Genomic DNA, 18,093 nt, shown 5'->3' with positions numbered 1-18,093 from the left:
CGATTAACTTATTTGCTATGCATCACGCTCGTTACACACCTTCGGGATTCGGTTTTTTATATTTTATCGCCATATTATGTTGCTTAGGATTCGTTGTGATGATCCTTACGGATCTTGTAACATCTGCAACGAGACAAATTTATGGACAAATCGTCCATAAACAAGGAAGAACGATCCATGTAAGCAGAAATGGCGGGAAGCTGAAGAAGTACAGAGTTTTCGTGCCTGAAGTGCTTCAGAAGCTTGAACAAGGGCAATTTGTTAATATCTCGTTGACGAGACTGGCCCAAATCCCAAGTTCTATCACCATCGTAGACACTCCGGGCGAGAATGAAAGTTTCCTCCAGGCTCGGTAAGGGATCCCAAGTTGCCGTTAGTCTATTTCTAAGTTAAGGTGGAATTAGGGATGCCTCTTGGTAAAGAAAGACTGCAACCTGATTGTAGATGGAATGAAATTACCAGAGGAAATTGCAGAGCAAATCATCTCGAATATACATAATAGAGGAGTAAACTGTTATGAAACCAATTCGAAATTCGGCCAAGGCGGTCATCATACAGAACGAACGAATTCTTTTGACAAAAAACGTGGATCAGGACGGTATTTTCTATTTGTTTCCCGGTGGTGGGCAAGAGAAATATGAGGAGCTGAAGGACGCGGTTGTCAGAGAATGTATTGAAGAAATCGGATGCAGCGTAAAGGTGAAGGATATTCTGTTTATCCGGGAATACATAGGCAAGAACCATCAGTTTGCGGAATGGGATGCGGATATTCATCAGGTGGAGTTTTATTTTGAATGTGAAATGGAGTCCAAGGAAGAGGTGTTTAACGGCCATAACCCAGATGAGACCCAGATTGGTGTGGAATGGATTGAGCTTGCCCACCTGCACGAAATTCGGGTCTATCCGGATGCGCTGGTGAAGCCACTCATGGAAGGGATCTCAACACCACGATATATCGGAGATTCCAATTAGGTGATTGCCATTAAACGCTATAACGGAACAAGAAAGGACCTGACATATGCAGAATACACGATGGATAAAATGGGTTGTTTGGCTTATTGCTGGACTTCTTGCCGCTAACATCCTCACGCTGTACCTGCTCTACTCCCAGAATAATATGGTTTCTAGTGCAAGCGCGGGCCCGACGGAGATGTATGTGCTGGCGGGGGAGGATTCCGGTGATGCAGCATGGAAAATAGAAAACTATAAAATCATCAAGTCATCCAACGCGTCCATATGGAGAGGCTCCGGGCAGCTGACGTATCTCGGTAATGTAGAGGATGTTAAAGGTATTTCCTATTTTGCTTATACATTCTACGAACAGCAAGATGGACACAGTAACGGTGTGCTTGCAGGCGCTCATACTGCTGAAGATGGCTCGGCCATCCAGAAAGTTACGGACGTTGGCTCTATTTCCGGAGATGCATCCATACCTGAACAGCTGTCGACCCGTGAAGATATCGAGCTATCTTACCTGGAGATCGAGTGGAAGGACCATCTGGGAAAGATGAACAAAGAAAAGATCGAGCTGATGGTAAAAGAATACGTTGCATTTTAAGTACTAACAAGTTGAGCGGTTTTTAAATAAGGAGGACACGCATGATGGTCCAGTGGGAATATAGAACGGTGAAATATCAGACCGGCGGTTTTTTGGGCGGAAAAGTGAATGAGGAAGAACTAGACGAACTGTTGAACAAGCACGGGTATGAAGGCTGGGAGCTGGTGTCGTGTTTTGATACGAGTCAAAATCAGGGACAGTCGAGGGACGTTATTATGGTGTTTAAGCGACAAGCCTATGTTGGAGGCTGAAGCTAAAAGCTAAGGAGGGAATCCCATGATTATTCGGGAATCTGATGAGGCTTTTGTGATGACAACGCAGGATGACCATGCACATTTTTCGGAAGAAGTGGCTCGGGGATTCCGGGAGGAATGGTTTCTGGACGGAGAGTACAAGGATGATTGTCTGCTGGCCATTCGGGAACATGACCGGAGCTGGATCCGGTTGGATGCCATGCCAATATGGAATGACCGTAGTAACGTGCCGTTTTCATTCATAGATTACCCTGTGTTGCCTAAGCTGGTCTTGTACCAAATAGGAGTGGACGAAACCGAGGAGATGAGCCGTTACGCGGCAATGCTCTGCAGCATGCATTATGCGTCATTTTTTCAATCGGATCAGGATTCCAGACAGGAAGCAGAGCTTGCGTTCTATCAGCGTGAGCTAGCGCGGCAGGAACGACTGAAAGAGAAGTTGAACTATCCGGACGAGCAGACCATCGCAAGACATTTTCAGCTGTTGCAGCTATGTGATGATATTTCCCTATACGTCTGCATGAACCCGGAAGGAGTCTCTAAAGAGGAGGAGCATCCCTGGTTCAGAAATGGCTTTAACAGCTTGGTAGGCGGTCAAAAGTTTTCAGCCGCGTGGATCAGCGATCATGAAGTTCGCTTAACTCCTCAACTTTTCGCGCAAGAATGGACGGCTGTGTTACGGAACAAGCATGTTCCGAAAAGGCGGATTAGAGAAGTCGGAGTCCATGAAGCCTATCAGGAGAGCGGTTGGACAGAGCTTAAGGTTACTTTTGTATGAGTTAGTCATGTGGAAGCCACGCGGACAAGGAGGATGGGATGACGGCATACCGGGGATCGGACCATTATGATCAGGAAGCTTTTTTGGAAAGTTACTTGCAGCGAAGAAGCTGGAGCGAGAATGCTAATGATACGCTGGAGAAGCCGATTATTTATGAAATGATAGGCGATGTGCGGCGGAAGTCGATTCTGGACTTGGGTTGTGGTACCGCAACCTATGGTAGTGAGCTGCTGGAGATGGGTGCGTCACAATATACTGGGCTAGAAGGCTCCGGCAACATGGTGGAGCATGCTCGGAAAACACTCGGCCCTATACCGAACGGCTGCGTGATCCATATGGCTTTGGAGGATTGGAAGGCACCAGAAGCTGCATATGATCTGGTTGTATCGAGGCTCGTCATCCACTATATAGAAGACATCGATGCGCTGTTCAGCCATGTATATACTTCACTGAAGGCCGGCGGGAGCTTTGTGTTCTCCGTAGAGCATCCGGTTATGACATCGTCCTACGGACTAGCGAAACCGGCAGGACAGAAGCAGGATTGGACGGTCGACAATTATTTTGTTGCGGGTGGACGTGAACAGGAGTGGCTGGGTCGTACGGTGAAAAAGTTTCATCGAACGGTAGAGGACTATTTTTCCGCGCTGCAGAGAGCAGGGTTCGTGGTGGAACAGATCAGGGAATCACGACCCGATGAGCGTCATTTCAGCAATCGGGAAACGTATGAACGCAGACTAAGAATTCCGTTGTTCTTTTTGATGAAAGGCTTTAAAAAGGAGGGCTCATGATGAAACTTGCAGAAGCGTTGGTATTACGCGCTGATTGTCAGCGCAGGATCGCCCAGTTGAAGCAGCGGTTGGAGCGAGTGGTGAAGGTACAGGAGGGTGAGCAGCCAGTTGAGAATCCCACCGAGCTTTTTGTTGAACTCGACCGGACGATGGAAGAATTGGCGAGTTGGATTAAGAAGATCAATAAGACCAATTCACACACCATTTTTGCTGACGGGAAGAGCCTTGCGGATGTTCTCGTGGAGCGGGATAGCATGATGCAAAAGCGGAAAATTATGAACGAGTTGCTTGAATCCGCGTCCATCCGTCAAGACCGCTATATGCGTTCTGAGGTGAAGTTTATTACGATCATTGAGGTCCCAACCCTTCAGAAACAGGTGGATGAACTAGCTAAGAACTACCGTGAGCTTGATTTCCGCATTCAAGAGAAAAACTGGACGATTGATTTAATTGAGGATGACCCGCAATAACGACCAATGCAACGATATAACTAAATAACCATAAGCGTGTAGAGCAGGTAACCCTTGTTCCTTAAAGGTGAGCACAAACCCCTCCAACGGGTGAAGTTGGAAAGATCCAGATGCAGGGCCATATCTGAAATGTTATAAATTAGCCCATCATTGTTACAGATGCAGGTCATCATGTACAGTGTATCTTTTTTAATGTAACTACCACGTGCTGATTTAAGGTTCAGGGTGAGGGTGGGCAAGGGGAACTACACGCTTTGTAGGTTAGATTGCTTTGATTCGAAAAGATGTGAGCAAAACAATTATCCATATCTGTTTTTTCTAGATGCCATAGTTAAGACCCCATTCTATAGACATTTTATAAAAAAGCTAAGCTATAAGCTGCTTCCGGGACGCTATCGGAGGTAGCTTATTTAGTTTTCGTTGCCCCATATCGATCTTGATCCATACATGTCAGTAAAGGAACTCTAACTCAAGGCATAGAATTGTTTATTAATTAATGAGTTTAGAACCGAGAGGGGATGGGGTAATGAGGGCGAGCATGCCCATGCAGATAAAGATGCTATCGGAAGAAACATACGAAGTATCGGGATTAAGCATTCGGGACATACAGCGTCAAAAGTTCTGTGTGTTTGACCTAGAGGCCACTGGCATTCAGGTGGAGACTGAGCGGATTATTCAGATCGGGGCGGTTCGTATAGACAGCAGCGGAGTGAATTCAGAAGAGACGTTCAGCACGTACATCAAACCTGCCAAGCCGATCCCACAAGAGATCGAGATTTTAACCGGCATTTACAATGGTGATGTCGAGAATGCGCCGAGGCTGGGAGAGATATACGGACAATTTCTGGGTTTTGCTGAAGGCTGTATTCTCGTAACCCATGCGGGCTACGAGTTTGATCTGCCACTCCTTCAAAAGGAGTGCGCACGACAAAACCTGGCTGTGCCGACTAACCCGTGTATCGACACCAAGGCATTATTCACGTACCTTCATCCGGAAGTGGATGATATCATTTCTACGGATTTCTTGCTGTATTACTACGGTTTGGATAGCAAGGGGAAACAAAGACATGATGCATTGGGAGACAGTCTGCTGATCAGGCAAATTTTTCTGGAAATGTTAAGGGAGCTTGAGTCCAGAAACATAGAGCACCTTCAATTCATCGATCCCATCTCTGTTAAAAGGTTTAAGCTTACACCATTAGCCAAGAGAGCGGAATCTAGCTTGAATCAAAGACGTTTCCCTGCCCTCACCGGGCAGCAGCGCTCCTTGTTTCTGAGCATCATCGTCTTGCTTCTGCTTACGGCATCACTAACCGGGCTGGTTGATCTGCTTACATTTCGGTTGGGGTGGAATGGACATCTTTCAGGCAATGGAAATCCGGCCATGCTGGTGGTGTTTCTCCTTATTCCACTATACATAGCTCTCCTTTATCTGACGGGCATGACATCTAGAAACTTCTTCTGTGAAAAAATGAAAGATGGATGGTATTCCAAAGGAATCATCATCTTCCTGATTGTCATGGCTGGGGTCCTGGGGCTGTTCGCTTATGGATATTATCGTCATATTTTTAAGGGGCTGGGCGGAGGTCCTGAAAATCTGGATTCGGCGCTCTTCCGATGGGGGTATTGGAACCAGTACACAAACACTGCTTATATTAACATCCTCACCTATAGCCTAGGCCTGGTCTGTTCGATGATTGCAGGTTATGCGGCGGCATGGCTCACCCGAATAAAACAGGATTAGATGGCTATTTGTACCATCATCAAGTTGGGCCGCAGAATTGCACTAGCTCTTGTTGATACAGAGGTATAAACAAATCCTTTTAAACTCATATTATGAGTAAACTTTGTAAAAGGAGACTTTAACTTACCATGCAAATTATTGAAGTCATGACCAGACAAGTACAGACCTGCCAAACGAATGACCCGGTAGAGAAGGCAGCGAAAATCATGGAACAGGGTAATGTCGGTGCAGTACCGATTGTTGATCAGGCGGGCAGGCTGACTGGAATTATGACGGACCGTGATATCGTGCTTCGTGGTGTGGCTAAGAATAAGGATTTAAAAATGACAACATGCGAGGAACTGATGACAGGCGAGGTCAAATGCTGCGAGCCGCACACGGAAATTCATGAGGCAGCAAATATGCTGGCACAGCATCAGATTAGACGTCTGCCTGTAGTGGACAACCAAGGCCGTTTAGTCGGTATTTGTGCGATCGGTGATCTTGCTGTACGGGATATTTACATTAATGAATCGGGCGAAGCTCTGAGCCGGATCTCTAAAGGTGCGGGAACGGTTCAATAACATAGGGTAAGGGTAATGTGAAAACCCGCGTGGTCTCTTCCTTATTAAAGGTGAAGGCCATACGGGTTTTTTGTGATAAATATGTAGGATATCAGTTCGAAATGCAGGGGGTTTTACGGATATATTGGGTGTCCAACACCTGATCAATGAGAAAAGCCGCAATATCCCCATTTGTAATTTTTGTTCCGGGCATATCCGTTAATTTCACCTTGATGTCCCCTGTTTCAGGACCATCAACCACAAACGGTAATCGTATAAGTGTCCAGTCTCGATCACTATTTAGAAGAAGGTTCAGTTCCTTCTTTTTATCAATCATCATCTTGGAAAATAAGATTTCGAACATTTTCTCCCCGATTTTGTTGATCAACCTCTTGCTGTCACCCGGTACATGAAGTGACCCTCCCGTAACACTTATATATCTATTCATTCCATACTCACTCATGATGGTAAGGATGTCATTCGTCACGCTGCTGTATATCGGGTGATCTCTAGCCGGCTGTCCCAGCGTATTGATTACGGCATCACAATCTTTAAGCAGCAGCCGGATAGAATCAGTGCTCTGAGCATCCCCTTGTATGATTGTTAGTCCAGGATCATTAAATTTATATTTGTCTGGGTTTCTGGCAAGCATGATGACTCGATAACCACGTTGTAGTGCTTTTGTTGCTACATGGCGTCCTACCTTTCCTGTGCCTCCGATGATAGCAATTGTTTTGGTATTATCCATTCCACTTCCCCCAATCTTGATGAGTACATATAGTTAGTTGTTACGTTACTTATTGACCCCCGTTCCAGATTTTTCAATATCGCCGTTTCAACGGTCGACTGCCATGCCGGCATAGCATCGCCGCACCGCACGTGCTACAAAAATCCCCCACGTCCTCATGATGGACACGGGGGATTTCAATTTTACGGGTAGCGCTTCACGCGCACTTATGTTTAAATCCAGCCTTTTTCCTCCGCTAAGGCAATAGCCTCAATCCGGTTTTTGGCTTCCAGCTTGTTCAGAACTTCAGACATATAGTTACGCACGGTTCCGTATGACAGGTGCAGGATGGAGGCGATTTCGCCGGAGCTGTTGCCCGCTGCTGCCAGCCGCAGGATTTCGCGTTCTCGTTCGGTCAGCGGATTAACTTCACGCACCGTACCGAAGACCAGCTCCGGCGACACCTCGCGGCGTCCTTCCATGACGCGGCGGATAGCTTCGGCGAGACGATCGCTTGGCTCGTCCTTTAGCAGGTAACCTTGGACACCGGCCTGAACAGCGCGCTCGAAGTAACCAGGGCGGGCAAAGGTGGTAAGAATAATGATCCTGCAAGGCAGTCGTAGCCGCTGTAGTTCCTCCGCAACTTCAAGCCCGCTCTTTATCGGCATCTCGATGTCGAGCAGGCAGACGTCCGGCTTTAGCTCGGCAATTAAAGCAAGTGCCTCCTTGCCATCCCCGGCTTGACCCACAACCTGAATATCCTCTTCAAAATCGAGCAGCAGCGCCAATGCGCCGCGCAGCATACGCTGGTCCTCTGCAATAAATACCCGGATGCTCAACCGGCTTCACACTCCTTCCGGTTCGTTATAACGATTGGGACGCGCACTATAAGGAGGGTACCCTCCTCTGCAATGATTTTCATCGTGCCGCCAATTAAGGCAAGACGTTCAGACATTCCCTTTAGTCCATTTTTCTCCCTTGTTTCTTGACCGTCGGTGCCGGATGGAACCCCAATTCCGTTATCCTTTACCGACAGCATCCATTCACTCTCAGATTGGTCGAAGCTAAGATGACATCGGGAAGCTCCGCTGTGTTTCACCACATTGGTGACCGCCTCCCGCAAGCACAGGCTCAGAATGTTGTGTGCTGTGTCCGGAATGCCTTCATATCTCGGATTGCCCTCGTGTGTAAGGTCAATATCTGCGCTTTGCAAAATAATCCGGGCTTCTCTCAGCTCTTCTGTAAGGGTTGCGGTCCGCATATCGGATACCAGCTCACGTACCTGGCGAAGTGCAGCACGAGAGGTGTTTTGAATTTCTCGTGCCTCAAGCCGGGCTTGCTCTACATTAACACCAACGAGTTTTTCAACAAGCTGACTCTTTAACGTGATCAGGGACAGGGTATGACCGAGTGTATCGTGTAAATCCCTTGCGATCCGCATCCGTTCCTCACCTTTAATGAGGTTATGGATTTGTTCATTGGCCTGTGCGAGTTCCTTCTCCAGCTTCTGCCTGCGGTTCATGGACCGGATCCCGAAAGGGGACAGCATCATAATGAGCATGAAGGGCAAGGTGTACAGAAGGCCCGGATTCCATATCTGATTCATATGGAAGATAAGCGGAACGGTCTCGATTAGAACGAATATTATATAAGCCATCATGAATTTCCGCTGGTCTGAATACCACCCGATAAAATGAGCCGTGAAAAACCCCATAAATAAGTAAGAGGTACTGTATCCCATACAAAAGATAAAAATAATGAGCATTTGAAGCAGCAGCCAAAGAAAGAAGGAGCGTTTCCCTTCTGCGAAATAAAGCTGCCGATATGTGACAACAAACAGGCCGACCATCATATACCCGATGTAAAGCTTCCAGCCTGTTTCAAAGGCAACCAGTTGATAGATTGGCATGCTTAAATAAACGAGCCATAAATAAGGGAAAAATCCTAATCGATGCGGGAACAGTTGGAACTTACCAGGTTTCATTCACCATCATCCTTACGCAGCTTGCTGTTTTTTTCGGATATAGGTGGATATTACCATAAAGAGAACTAAATATCCTGCTAAAAGTACAACAGATTTGAGTTCCGGCATGTTTCCGCGGATAATCTCCCATCCCCCACTTGCAAAATGATATGATGGCAGCCATTTTCCAACGGCTTGAAGGAAGTTAGGCAGAATCTCCATCGGCATCCACATGCCTCCCGTAATAGCCAGTGCTAAATAGATACCGTTGCTTACACCACTGGCAGTCTCTACACGCTTCATTGCTCCAACCAATGTGCCGATCGCAAGAAACGGGGTGGAGGCGAGCATGATCCACAGGCCGCTTGTAATCCACTGCCAAGCTGGCATATGAATACCGTTAATAAGATAACCAGCGATAAAGATGACAATAATCGAGAGCAAATGCATTACGGACTGGCCGAACATTTTGCCAAAAAAATATACGCTTCCCGGGAGAGGTGTCACTCTCATGTAGACAGACCAGCCAAGCGTATGCTCTTGTACGAGGCGGATACCCATCGCCATGATGGCTGATCCCATCACACTGAAGGTGGTCATTGAGATCAGGTAATGAGCCTGCCACAATTCTGCATCTGGGGCTCCGGTATTCACGACCCGGGTGAAAATGAAATAGAACAATATCGGCATGGCCAACGACCAGAAAATGAAATACGGGTTGCGCGCAATGCGCAGCAGTTCCATTTTGCATTGAAGTACAATAAGACGCCCTGTCATCGTTATACAGCCTCCTCTTGTTTTTGGGTTAACTGGTCAAACGCTTCATCCAGACTGCCCTCATCGATTCTAATATCACGGACAGCCATTTCTTCGCGTAAAATAACAGCCAATATCTGATCTGTATTCTCTACTACCACATGCATCCTGGCGTCTTGTTCATACACATCCGTTACGCCTGAAAGTTTATAGAGCCGTTCTTTAATGAGTTGCTGATCTGTTTCTACGACAAAAGATATCGAACGCCGCGTCAGCTTCGCTTTAATCTCCTCTGGTTTGCCATCAGCGGCGATCGTTCCGTTATTGAACAGAATGATCCGGTCAGCCATATCGTCTGCTTCCTGTAGATAGTGAGTAGTGAACAGGATGGTCTTGCCCTGAGCAGCGAGTCCACGAACGGTTCGCCAGAATAACCGCCGCGAAGTGGTGTCCAGCCCCACAGTAGGTTCATCAAAAAACAGCAGATCTGGATTTCCTGCCAGCGCCAGGGCGAAGCTTAGTTTCCGTTTCTGTCCGCCGGACATTTTGGTCGCGCGCTTGTTCAGCTCTTCATCTGTCAGACCGGACAGTTTCTTTAGCTCGGACATTTCCATCGGATGGGGGTAATAGCCCCGAATGAGCGCAATGATCTCGCGTGCTTTCAGGCTGTCCATAACACTGACCTCTTGAAGCATGGCACCGATTTTTTCTTTAACCTGCCGATCCTTCGGGCTTCTGCCGAACAATCGGATTTCTCCCTCGGTTGGGTCGATCAAACCGAGCATCATCGAGATAGTTGTCGACTTGCCAGCTCCGTTGGGACCCAAGATTGCTGTGATGGAGCCTTTCTCAATCGTGAATGAAATGTTGTTGACCGCTTTTTTGGCACCGTATGATTTTGTGATTTGCACAAGCTCCACAATGGGCTCGTGATGTTGTTGTTTAACCATGTTCCGCACCTCCGCTTTATTTCCTTGGTTCTATCTTATCGGGAGCGGGATTGGTCGGTTAGTAAAGGTTGTCATGACTTTGAGATGACAATTGTCATTTTTAGCATGAAGTGGCGCCATAATGCACAAAATAAGTCGCCTTTGTCCCCGGATTTCAACAATTCCAAAAAGATTTAGAAAAAATCCGAGGACAACAGTGATCGGAAGAGAGATCCGCATTCGTAGTGATAAGGGCTGAGTAATCAAGGAAGGAGTAGACAGGTGAAAAAAAAGTGGTGGAAAGAAAGCGTAGTGTACCAGATATACCCGATCAGCTTTAAAGATTCGGACGGCGACGGTGTCGGTGACCTCCGCGGTGTCATTTCCAAGCTGGACTATATGCAGTATCTTGGCGTCAATGTGATCTGGCTGTGTCCGATCTACAAGTCTCCAGGTCATGACAATGGTTATGATATCAGTGATTATTGTGCCATTGAAAGTCGTTACGGAACGATGGAGGATTTTGATGAGCTGCTGGAGGAAGCACACAAACGCGGACTGAAGATTATGATGGATCTCGTGCTGAATCATACATCGGACGAGCATCCGTGGTTTCTTGAATCACGTTCCTCTAAGGATAATCCGAAGCGAGATTATTATATTTGGCGCAAAGGCAAGGACGGACAGTATCCGAACAATTGGGAATCGTATTTCAGCGGCTCGGTGTGGGAATATGATCAGAAGACCGATGAGTTTTTTATGCACCTGTACGCCAAGCAGCAGCCTGACCTGAACTGGGAGAACGAAGCGATGGTGAACGATCTGTACAAAATGATCCGCTGGTGGCTTGCCAAAGGCGTTGACGGCTTCCGGTTCGATGCGATTGCTCATATTGTAAAGGAGACAGGGTTGCCTGATGCGGATAACCCGGACAATCTGCCCGTCGTACGGGCATATCATTATTTCTCCAACCTGGAGCAGGTACATACGATGCTCAAGAAGCTGAACGAGGAAGTGCTGTTTGAATTCGACATCATGACAATTGGCGAGACGTCGGGCCTTGGGCCTGAGGAGGCGCTCGATTATGTCGGCGAGGACCGCAATGAGCTCAATATGGTGTTTCAGTTCGAGCATATGTTTCTAGACGCCGCTTCCGAAGGTACGGGGAAGTGGGAAATCCGTTCATGGACGCTGATCGAACTCAAAAAGATCATGAGCAGCTGGCAGACCGTCTTGCATCGAAGAGGGTGGAACGCGAACTATTTAAGCAACCACGATCAGCCAAGGCCGGTGTCCCGGTTCGGCAATGACGGAGAATACCGGGAACAGTCAGCCAAAATGCTGGCCACGTTTATTCAGATGTTGCAGGGTACTCCATACATTTTTCAAGGTGAAGAGATCGGCATGACCAACGTGGTATTCGATTCTATCGAGGATTACCGGGATGTAGAGACGCTGAACTATTACGAGCAATCCAGGCTCCGGGGCCAGCCAGAGGAAGTTACGATGAAGGCCATACACAAGAAGAGTCGGGACAACGCGCGTACGCCGATGCAGTGGGATGATACTCTACATGCCGGCTTTACAGAGGGAGAGCCTTGGATCAAGTTGAACAAGAACTATCAGGATATTAACGTGAAGCGGGCGCTGGCTGATCCAAACTCTATTTTTCACTATTACCGTAAGCTGATTGCGATCCGGAAGCAGTGCCAAGCGATCGTATATGGTGATTACAAGCTGCTGCTGCCTCTGGATACGGAGATTTATGCATTTGTGCGGTCCGTTGAGAATGAGAAGCTGCTTGTGATACTGAACTTTTTTGATAAGACACCTGTATTTAATTGGCCGGAAGATCTCAGGACAGACGATAAGAAACTAATGATCTCCAACTATGAACCACGCCAAGGGGAAGATGTGTATCATTTGACTTTAAGGCCTTACGAGGCGAGGGTATATTTGATCGAGGGCGATTGCGTGAAACCTTGAGCGGAAGGCAGTAAAGCATAATTGTCATAAAATCCACATAGGTGTACATGCGTATTAACAGGATCTGAAGACTAGGGACATTAGCATTCAAGGGTATGAACCACGGTGGATAAGCCAGGGGAGCAACCGGCGAATCCTAACGGAATTGGGTTTACGGAATCGGACCGAACAAGCTCCCTGCGAAGCTCGATTTAGATTGTAGTGATTTTTGGTGCTGTCACATTTTGGGTCGAGCTGTTCGTTGTATAGAGTGAAAGGGGGGAGACGGCTTGAGTGATGCGGAGTTAAGTCAGATCATTGCAGATGTGTTGGATGGTTTGATGACCCGCGCATTCCCGACGCCGACTTGACAGGAAAAGTAATAAGAATACTAAATGCTAAGCCAAAAGAAAAGGAGAGGTTTTTTGTGAAATATAAAGTTGCTTTGACTGCGTTTGTAGGGATGATGTTAATGGCTTCCACGGGTTACGCGGCCGTGCAGTATAATTCTTTGTCGAATAAGGATGGCGAAGTAGTATATGAGACTAAATCGACGAAAGATTACGGAAAAACAGAATCGAAAGATGAGATAGAGCGTTACAAGGCATTTTATGAACTTAAGGATAAGGTGCTAAAGAACGGGGAAGCTGGGCTGTTCTATATGGTTGCCAATAACCCGAATCATGAAACAATTCTTGGAACGAAGGTGACTAACTTCCAAGATCTTTCTCAATTGCGCGATAAGATTACGGATAAATCCATTAAGATCGCAGACAAAGTCAATGGAAATTATACATTCCAAAAGGCGGACGTAATCTTTAAAAATGCTCAGGAAGTGAATCCTCCTTCTTCGGAAGAAAATAAGAAAATGGCAGAAAAGCTGAGAAAGCAGGCGGAAGAATCCAATCAGGGATATGCCATGATGCCGGTTGAAATGACAGATCAGTTTTTCCTCCTCTTTGCTACGTATCAAAATGGCGAAGATGAAATCGGGGTTGATATCACTAATCTGAGTGGAAAGAGCGATCCTACAATGTATATTGACGAGAACGTTGAATTTAAGCAGGAGAAGGTTCAAGTGAAGGGAGTAGAAATGCTGCATACAGAATTTGGCCCTTCGCAGTCGCACGAGCTGAAATGGGTATACGAGAGCCCAGACAAAAAGGTAAAATACGCCTATACTTTACGTGGAGACATAAATAAAGTAAGCAAAGAAACTTTGATGAAAATTGCCGAAGGCTATTTGGAATAATAAATATTAAAATAACGGGAATCTTCTCCAAGCCAATTGGGGTTGATTCCCGTTTTTCCTTTTGGCAGGGAACGGCTACATGCTTTATGGTTGACCGGTTCAGGCGGGGGGGCCCGCCATATTATTTCGGATCAATTCGCAAGAATCGTTAAACAGCTTCGTTTCCCTAAGGGGAACGAGGCTTTTTCCTTTCATAAAATAGTACGTGTTTCATTTTTTGTTACATGAATGGATAAGGTGGAATTCACCATTAACGGATGGCAAAGATGTTGTCGTTTGCGGTTATTTAGCGCAGTGGAACAGCGGTAAGCAGAAGCGCACTGTTACTGTATTTATAAGGCTTTTTAGCCATTGTCCTGGGGCGTTTTATCCCCTTGCCTTCTCTTGACCGAAAGGGTGCCTTCAATTATAGTGGGTACAGTAGGAGCAATCTATTATAGAAGGAAAAAGGTGGCTTGTAACATGTCTGAGAACATCTACGTAGGTGTCGATTTAGGCGGAACATCGATTAAAGTCGGAATATGCAATGAAGAGGGTCAACTGCTGCAGACGTATGAGGGACCAACGGAAACGTCTAAGGGCGTTGACACCGTGATCGGCAATATTGAGAAGTATGTACGTCATATTGTGGAGCAATCCCCATACAGCTGGGACCAGCTTGTAGGCGTTGGAGCGGGCGTTGCGGGCTTTACGAACATCCGTGAAGGAATCATTATTCTGGCACCTAACGTAGGATTTAAAGATGTGCCAATTCGTGCGCTGCTTGAGGAGCGCCTTGGCAAGCCGGTCAAAATAGATAACGACGCAAACGTAGCAGCTCTGGGTGAAGCTTGGAGCGGTGCGGGACGCGGGGTCGATAACTGTGTCTGCTATACACTCGGTACAGGCGTTGGCGGTGGCATTATCGTGAACGGGAAAATCTATCAAGGGTTCGGCGGCATGGCTGGTGAACTGGGTCATATTACCGTTGTACCTGATCTGGAAGCTATTCAGTGCGGCTGCAGCAAAATGGGATGCCTTGAGACGGTTTCCTCGGCAACAGGCATTATCCGCATGGCGAAAGACGCTGTAGAGCGCGGGGACCGCACTTCTCTGGCACTTGTTAACAACATTGCGGCCAAGGAAGTGTTCGATGCGGCGAAAGCTGGAGATGAAGTGGCTCTGCGTATCGTAAACCGTGCCGCTTATTACCTCGGTAAATCCATGGCATCGGTCTCAGCTGTACTTAATCCAGAAGTGTTCATTATTGGCGGTGGCGTCTCTAAGGCAGGCGAAATTCTGTTTAGTGAAGTTCGTGCCGTGTTTAACAAGTTGACACCGGAACCATTGCAGCGCGGCGTTCGCATTGTTGCGGCAGAGCTCGGGAATGATGCTGGAGTTGTCGGTGCAGCCGGTCTTCACTTGCGTTCATAACAAGCGTAAACGGCTTCGCCATCTTTGACAGGCAAAGCTATGGCTGAGACTTAAACTTATAAGGGAGGGGAAGCTGATGCTGGAAGCAGCGGATCGCAGCACTACAACATCAATGGCCACCCTGATCATCATTACTGGTATGTCGGGAGCCGGAAAGACATTGGCGGTGCAAAGCCTGGAGGACCTCGGGTTCTTCTGTGTCGACAACCTGCCGCCTGTGCTCATTCCTAAATTTGCTGAGCTGATTGAACAATCGAAGGGTAAGATCGGAAAGGTAGCGCTGGTCATCGACCTGCGCGGCCGTGAATTTTTCACCGCATTGTCGGAATCACTGAACTTCATTAAAGATCATTTCACAATTCATTGCGAAATTCTGTTCCTGGATGCAACGGATTCAGTACTCGTCCAGCGCTACAAGGAGAGTCGGCGGCGTCATCCGCTGGCTCCTGAAGGCATGCCGCTCGACGGAATCCGTCTGGAACGCAAAATGCTGGATGAGCTGAAAAATTCGGCAACGCAGGTCATTGATACGAGCAATATGAAGCCGGCTAAATTGAAAGAAAAAATTATCTCCCGTTTTACCCATTTGGAAACCAATACTCTGTCGGTCAATATTACATCTTTCGGATTTAAATACGGAATACCGATTGATGCCGACCTGGTATTCGACGTCCGTTTTTTGCCCAACCCCCATTATGTAGAAAATCTGCGTCCCAACACAGGCCAAAACAGCGATGTGTATGAGTATGTGATGAAATGGCCAGAAACGCAGGCTTTTCTAACGAAACTGCTGGATATGCTTCATTTTCTTATTCCGCAATACCGGAAAGAAGGAAAGAGCCAGGTTATTATCGGTATCGGCTGTACAGGCGGCAAGCATCGCTCTGTTGCGATTGCAGAATATCTCGGCAAGATGCTTGGCGCCAGTGAAACAGAATCGGTATCGGTCAGCCACCGTGATTCTGATCGGGATCGGCACTAATAGAGGGAAGTGATAAACGTGGCTGAACAAGCTGGAAAGCGCCCTCGCATTGTCGTGATGGGTGGAGGAACAGGGCTATCCGTCATGCTGCGTGGCCTGAAGGAGAAGCCCCTGGACATTACGGCGATCGTAACTGTCGCAGATGACGGTGGTAGTTCCGGGATTTTGCGAAGTGAATTGCAAATGCCTCCTCCAGGAGATATTCGAAATGTAGTGACGGCGCTCGCAGATGTCGAGCCGCTGTTATCCGATATATTGAAGTACCGCTTCAGCACCGGCTCGGGACTGGCGGGGCACAGCCTCGGCAATTTAATCCTGGCTGCCATGACGGATATACACGGTGATTTTGTCACGGCGGTCAAGGAGATGAGCCGGGTTTTTGTTGTTCGCGGACAGGTGCTGCCTGCCGCGGGTGAGGCGGTTATTTTGCATGCTGAAATGGAGGATGGAACCATCGTCACGGGCGAATCCAAAATTCCGGAAGCCGGGGGCCGTATCAAGCGGATATCCCTCGAACCGGAAAATGTGGAGCCGCTGCCTGAAGCGTTGGAGGCCATTCAGCAGGCCGATGCCATATTGATCGGGCCAGGCAGTTTGTACACTAGTATATTGCCTAATCTTCTCGTACCTAAGCTGTCGGATGCTATTGTTGCTTCTGACGCGATCAAGATTTTTGTATGTAATGTAATGACACAACCTGGTGAAACTGATAATTATACGGTCGGCGATCATTTGCAGGCCGTATATGACCATATTGGTCTTCACTTGTTTGATTATGTTATTGTGAACGATGGTGAAATCCCGCCGCAAGTACAGGACAAATACGCCGAGAAGGGCGCGAAGCCTGTTCAGCTTGACCGGGATGAAGTAACCAGCCGCGGTTATAAGCTGATCGCAGATAAGCTGGTGCTGTTTCGTACGTACTTACGGCATGATGCCGACAAGCTGAGCAATCATATTTTCCAATTGGTGCAAGATTGGATGTTACGAAAGAGGTGAGACCCTTGTCCTTTGCGGCACAAACGAAGAAAGAGCTAACCATGGTCGAAAGTCAGAACTGTTGTGAAAAAGCCGAACTGTCCGCGCTAATCCGTATGAACGGATCAGTTCAGGTTTCGAGCAAAAAAATTGTGCTGGATATTTCGACGGAAAATGCCGCGATCGCAAGGCGCATTTATTCCTTAATTAAAAAGCATTTCCAAGCGCATACGGAACTTTTAGTGCGTAAAAAAATGCGTTTGAAGAAGAATAATGTTTATATCGTCCGCATTCCCGCCCGGGTGCAGGAAATTTTGAAGGAACTTCGGATTGTCTCCGAAGGCTTTCTATTCCTGCCCCGGATTGATGAGGAAATCGTACGTAAAAACTGCTGCAAACGGGCTTATCTGCGCGGTGCCTTTATGGCTGGGGGATCCGTTAACAATCCAGAGGGCTCGTCGTATCATTTGGAAATCGCTTCCATGTATGAGGAGCACTGCAAGGCACTGGTGGATCTTGCGAATGAATTTCATCTAAATGCCCGCTGTATTGAGCGTAAGAAAGGATTTATTTTCTACATTAAGGAAGGCGAGAAGATTATCGAGTTCCTCAACCTGATCGGCGCTCATCAGGCTTTGTTCAAGTTCGAGGATGTCCGCATTATGCGCGACATGCGAAACTCCGTCAATCGGATTGTGAATTGCGAAACTGCCAACCTTAACAAAACGATTGGAGCCGCAGTGCGGCAGATCGAGAACATCAAGCTGTTGCAGAGGGAAATGGGTCTAGACCAGCTGCCGGACAAGCTCCGTGAAGTGGCTGAAGTCCGTCTTGCCCATCCCGATATGAACTTGAAGGAAGTCGGCGAGATGCTGAAGGGGACTGTCAGCAAGTCAGGGGTTAATCACCGTCTTCGTAAAATCGATGAACTGGCTGAAAAACTCCGGAATAGTTAAGATTTTTTATTCTAGTGTCCTATGTGGTAAAATGGTAT

At 47.3% G+C, this 18,093-nt stretch carries 20 protein-coding genes; 15 read left to right on the top strand and 5 right to left on the bottom strand.

Annotated elements, in window-relative coordinates; all coding sequences use genetic code 11:
- Window positions 1-98: 98 nt before the first annotated feature.
- From AC2TF5_RS26955 to AC2TF5_RS26915, 9 genes are all read left to right on the top strand, one after another.
- A complete protein-coding gene (locus tag AC2TF5_RS26955) occupies window positions 99-356 on the top strand; it encodes a hypothetical protein (RefSeq protein WP_491300137.1) in 258 nt (85 codons plus the stop codon).
- A gap of 160 nt (window positions 357-516) precedes the next feature.
- Window positions 517-972: an NUDIX domain-containing protein gene (locus tag AC2TF5_RS26950; RefSeq protein WP_491300136.1), complete on the top strand. Its 456-nt coding sequence runs from the start codon at window positions 517-519 to the stop codon at window positions 970-972.
- 46 nt (window positions 973-1,018) lie between these two features.
- Window positions 1,019-1,558, top strand: a complete 540-nt coding sequence (locus AC2TF5_RS26945; protein ID WP_491300135.1) for a hypothetical protein — start codon at window positions 1,019-1,021, stop codon at window positions 1,556-1,558.
- A 44-nt stretch (window positions 1,559-1,602) separates the two neighbouring features.
- Window positions 1,603-1,809, top strand: coding sequence for a DUF4177 domain-containing protein (locus tag AC2TF5_RS26940; protein ID WP_491303017.1), 207 nt, complete (start codon window positions 1,603-1,605; stop codon window positions 1,807-1,809).
- Between the two features lie 25 nt (window positions 1,810-1,834).
- Entirely contained in the window at window positions 1,835-2,590 is a 756-nt protein-coding gene (locus AC2TF5_RS26935) for a DUF3891 family protein (protein WP_491300134.1), read from the top strand.
- A 38-nt stretch (window positions 2,591-2,628) separates the two neighbouring features.
- A complete protein-coding gene (locus AC2TF5_RS26930; protein WP_491300133.1) occupies window positions 2,629-3,378 on the top strand; it encodes a class I SAM-dependent DNA methyltransferase in 750 nt (249 codons plus the stop codon).
- Window positions 3,375-3,848 (top strand): DIP1984 family protein, encoded by a 474-nt coding sequence (locus AC2TF5_RS26925; RefSeq protein ID WP_491300132.1) that lies wholly within the window; start codon window positions 3,375-3,377, stop codon window positions 3,846-3,848. The genes AC2TF5_RS26930 and AC2TF5_RS26925 overlap by 4 nt, the downstream gene beginning before the upstream one ends.
- A gap of 538 nt (window positions 3,849-4,386) precedes the next feature.
- A complete protein-coding gene (locus tag AC2TF5_RS26920) occupies window positions 4,387-5,592 on the top strand; it encodes a 3'-5' exonuclease (RefSeq protein WP_491300131.1) in 1,206 nt (401 codons plus the stop codon).
- Between the two features lie 128 nt (window positions 5,593-5,720).
- Entirely contained in the window at window positions 5,721-6,155 is a 435-nt protein-coding gene (locus tag AC2TF5_RS26915) for a CBS domain-containing protein (RefSeq protein ID WP_491300130.1), read from the top strand.
- A gap of 91 nt (window positions 6,156-6,246) precedes the next feature.
- On the opposite strand, the gene AC2TF5_RS26910 is transcribed toward AC2TF5_RS26915, so the two are convergent.
- From AC2TF5_RS26910 to AC2TF5_RS26890, 5 genes are all read right to left on the bottom strand, one after another.
- On the bottom strand, window positions 6,247-6,882 hold the full coding sequence (locus AC2TF5_RS26910) for an NAD(P)-dependent oxidoreductase (protein ID WP_491300129.1): 636 nt from the start codon (window positions 6,880-6,882) through the stop codon (window positions 6,247-6,249).
- Window positions 6,883-7,094: 212 nt separating this feature from the next.
- Window positions 7,095-7,664 (bottom strand): response regulator, encoded by a 570-nt coding sequence (locus AC2TF5_RS26905; protein WP_491303016.1) that lies wholly within the window; start codon window positions 7,662-7,664, stop codon window positions 7,095-7,097.
- Between the two features lie 32 nt (window positions 7,665-7,696).
- A complete protein-coding gene (locus tag AC2TF5_RS26900; RefSeq protein WP_491300128.1) occupies window positions 7,697-8,845 on the bottom strand; it encodes a sensor histidine kinase in 1,149 nt (382 codons plus the stop codon).
- A gap of 12 nt (window positions 8,846-8,857) precedes the next feature.
- Window positions 8,858-9,601, bottom strand: coding sequence for an ABC transporter permease (locus AC2TF5_RS26895; protein WP_491300127.1), 744 nt, complete (start codon window positions 9,599-9,601; stop codon window positions 8,858-8,860).
- Between the two features lie 2 nt (window positions 9,602-9,603).
- Entirely contained in the window at window positions 9,604-10,530 is a 927-nt protein-coding gene (locus AC2TF5_RS26890; RefSeq protein WP_491300126.1) for an ABC transporter ATP-binding protein, read from the bottom strand.
- Window positions 10,531-10,791: 261 nt separating this feature from the next.
- On the opposite strand from AC2TF5_RS26890, the gene AC2TF5_RS26885 reads away from it, so the two are divergent.
- The 6 genes from AC2TF5_RS26885 (at window position 10,792) to whiA (ending at window position 18,055) form a co-directional block, all read left to right on the top strand.
- Window positions 10,792-12,495, top strand: a complete 1,704-nt coding sequence (locus tag AC2TF5_RS26885) for a glycoside hydrolase family 13 protein (protein WP_491300125.1) — start codon at window positions 10,792-10,794, stop codon at window positions 12,493-12,495.
- A gap of 406 nt (window positions 12,496-12,901) precedes the next feature.
- Window positions 12,902-13,726, top strand: a complete 825-nt coding sequence (locus tag AC2TF5_RS26880; protein ID WP_491300124.1) for a hypothetical protein — start codon at window positions 12,902-12,904, stop codon at window positions 13,724-13,726.
- A 462-nt stretch (window positions 13,727-14,188) separates the two neighbouring features.
- On the top strand, window positions 14,189-15,139 hold the full coding sequence (locus AC2TF5_RS26875) for an ROK family glucokinase (RefSeq protein WP_241931507.1): 951 nt from the start codon (window positions 14,189-14,191) through the stop codon (window positions 15,137-15,139).
- A 76-nt stretch (window positions 15,140-15,215) separates the two neighbouring features.
- Window positions 15,216-16,121: an RNase adapter RapZ gene (gene rapZ / locus AC2TF5_RS26870; protein WP_241931508.1), complete on the top strand. Its 906-nt coding sequence runs from the start codon at window positions 15,216-15,218 to the stop codon at window positions 16,119-16,121.
- Window positions 16,122-16,178: 57 nt separating this feature from the next.
- The gene (locus tag AC2TF5_RS26865; RefSeq protein ID WP_491303015.1) at window positions 16,179-17,120 is read left to right on the top strand and encodes a gluconeogenesis factor YvcK family protein; all 942 of its coding nucleotides are present in this window, start codon (window positions 16,179-16,181) and stop codon (window positions 17,118-17,120) included.
- 5 nt (window positions 17,121-17,125) lie between these two features.
- Window positions 17,126-18,055, top strand: coding sequence for a DNA-binding protein WhiA (gene whiA / locus AC2TF5_RS26860; protein WP_491300123.1), 930 nt, complete (start codon window positions 17,126-17,128; stop codon window positions 18,053-18,055).
- Window positions 18,056-18,093 lie beyond the last annotated feature (38 nt).

The organism is Paenibacillus sp. JNUCC 34 (assembly GCF_058269055.1).
Note: the sequence above shows the minus strand (reverse complement) of the source record. Positions and strands in the feature narration are given on the sequence as shown.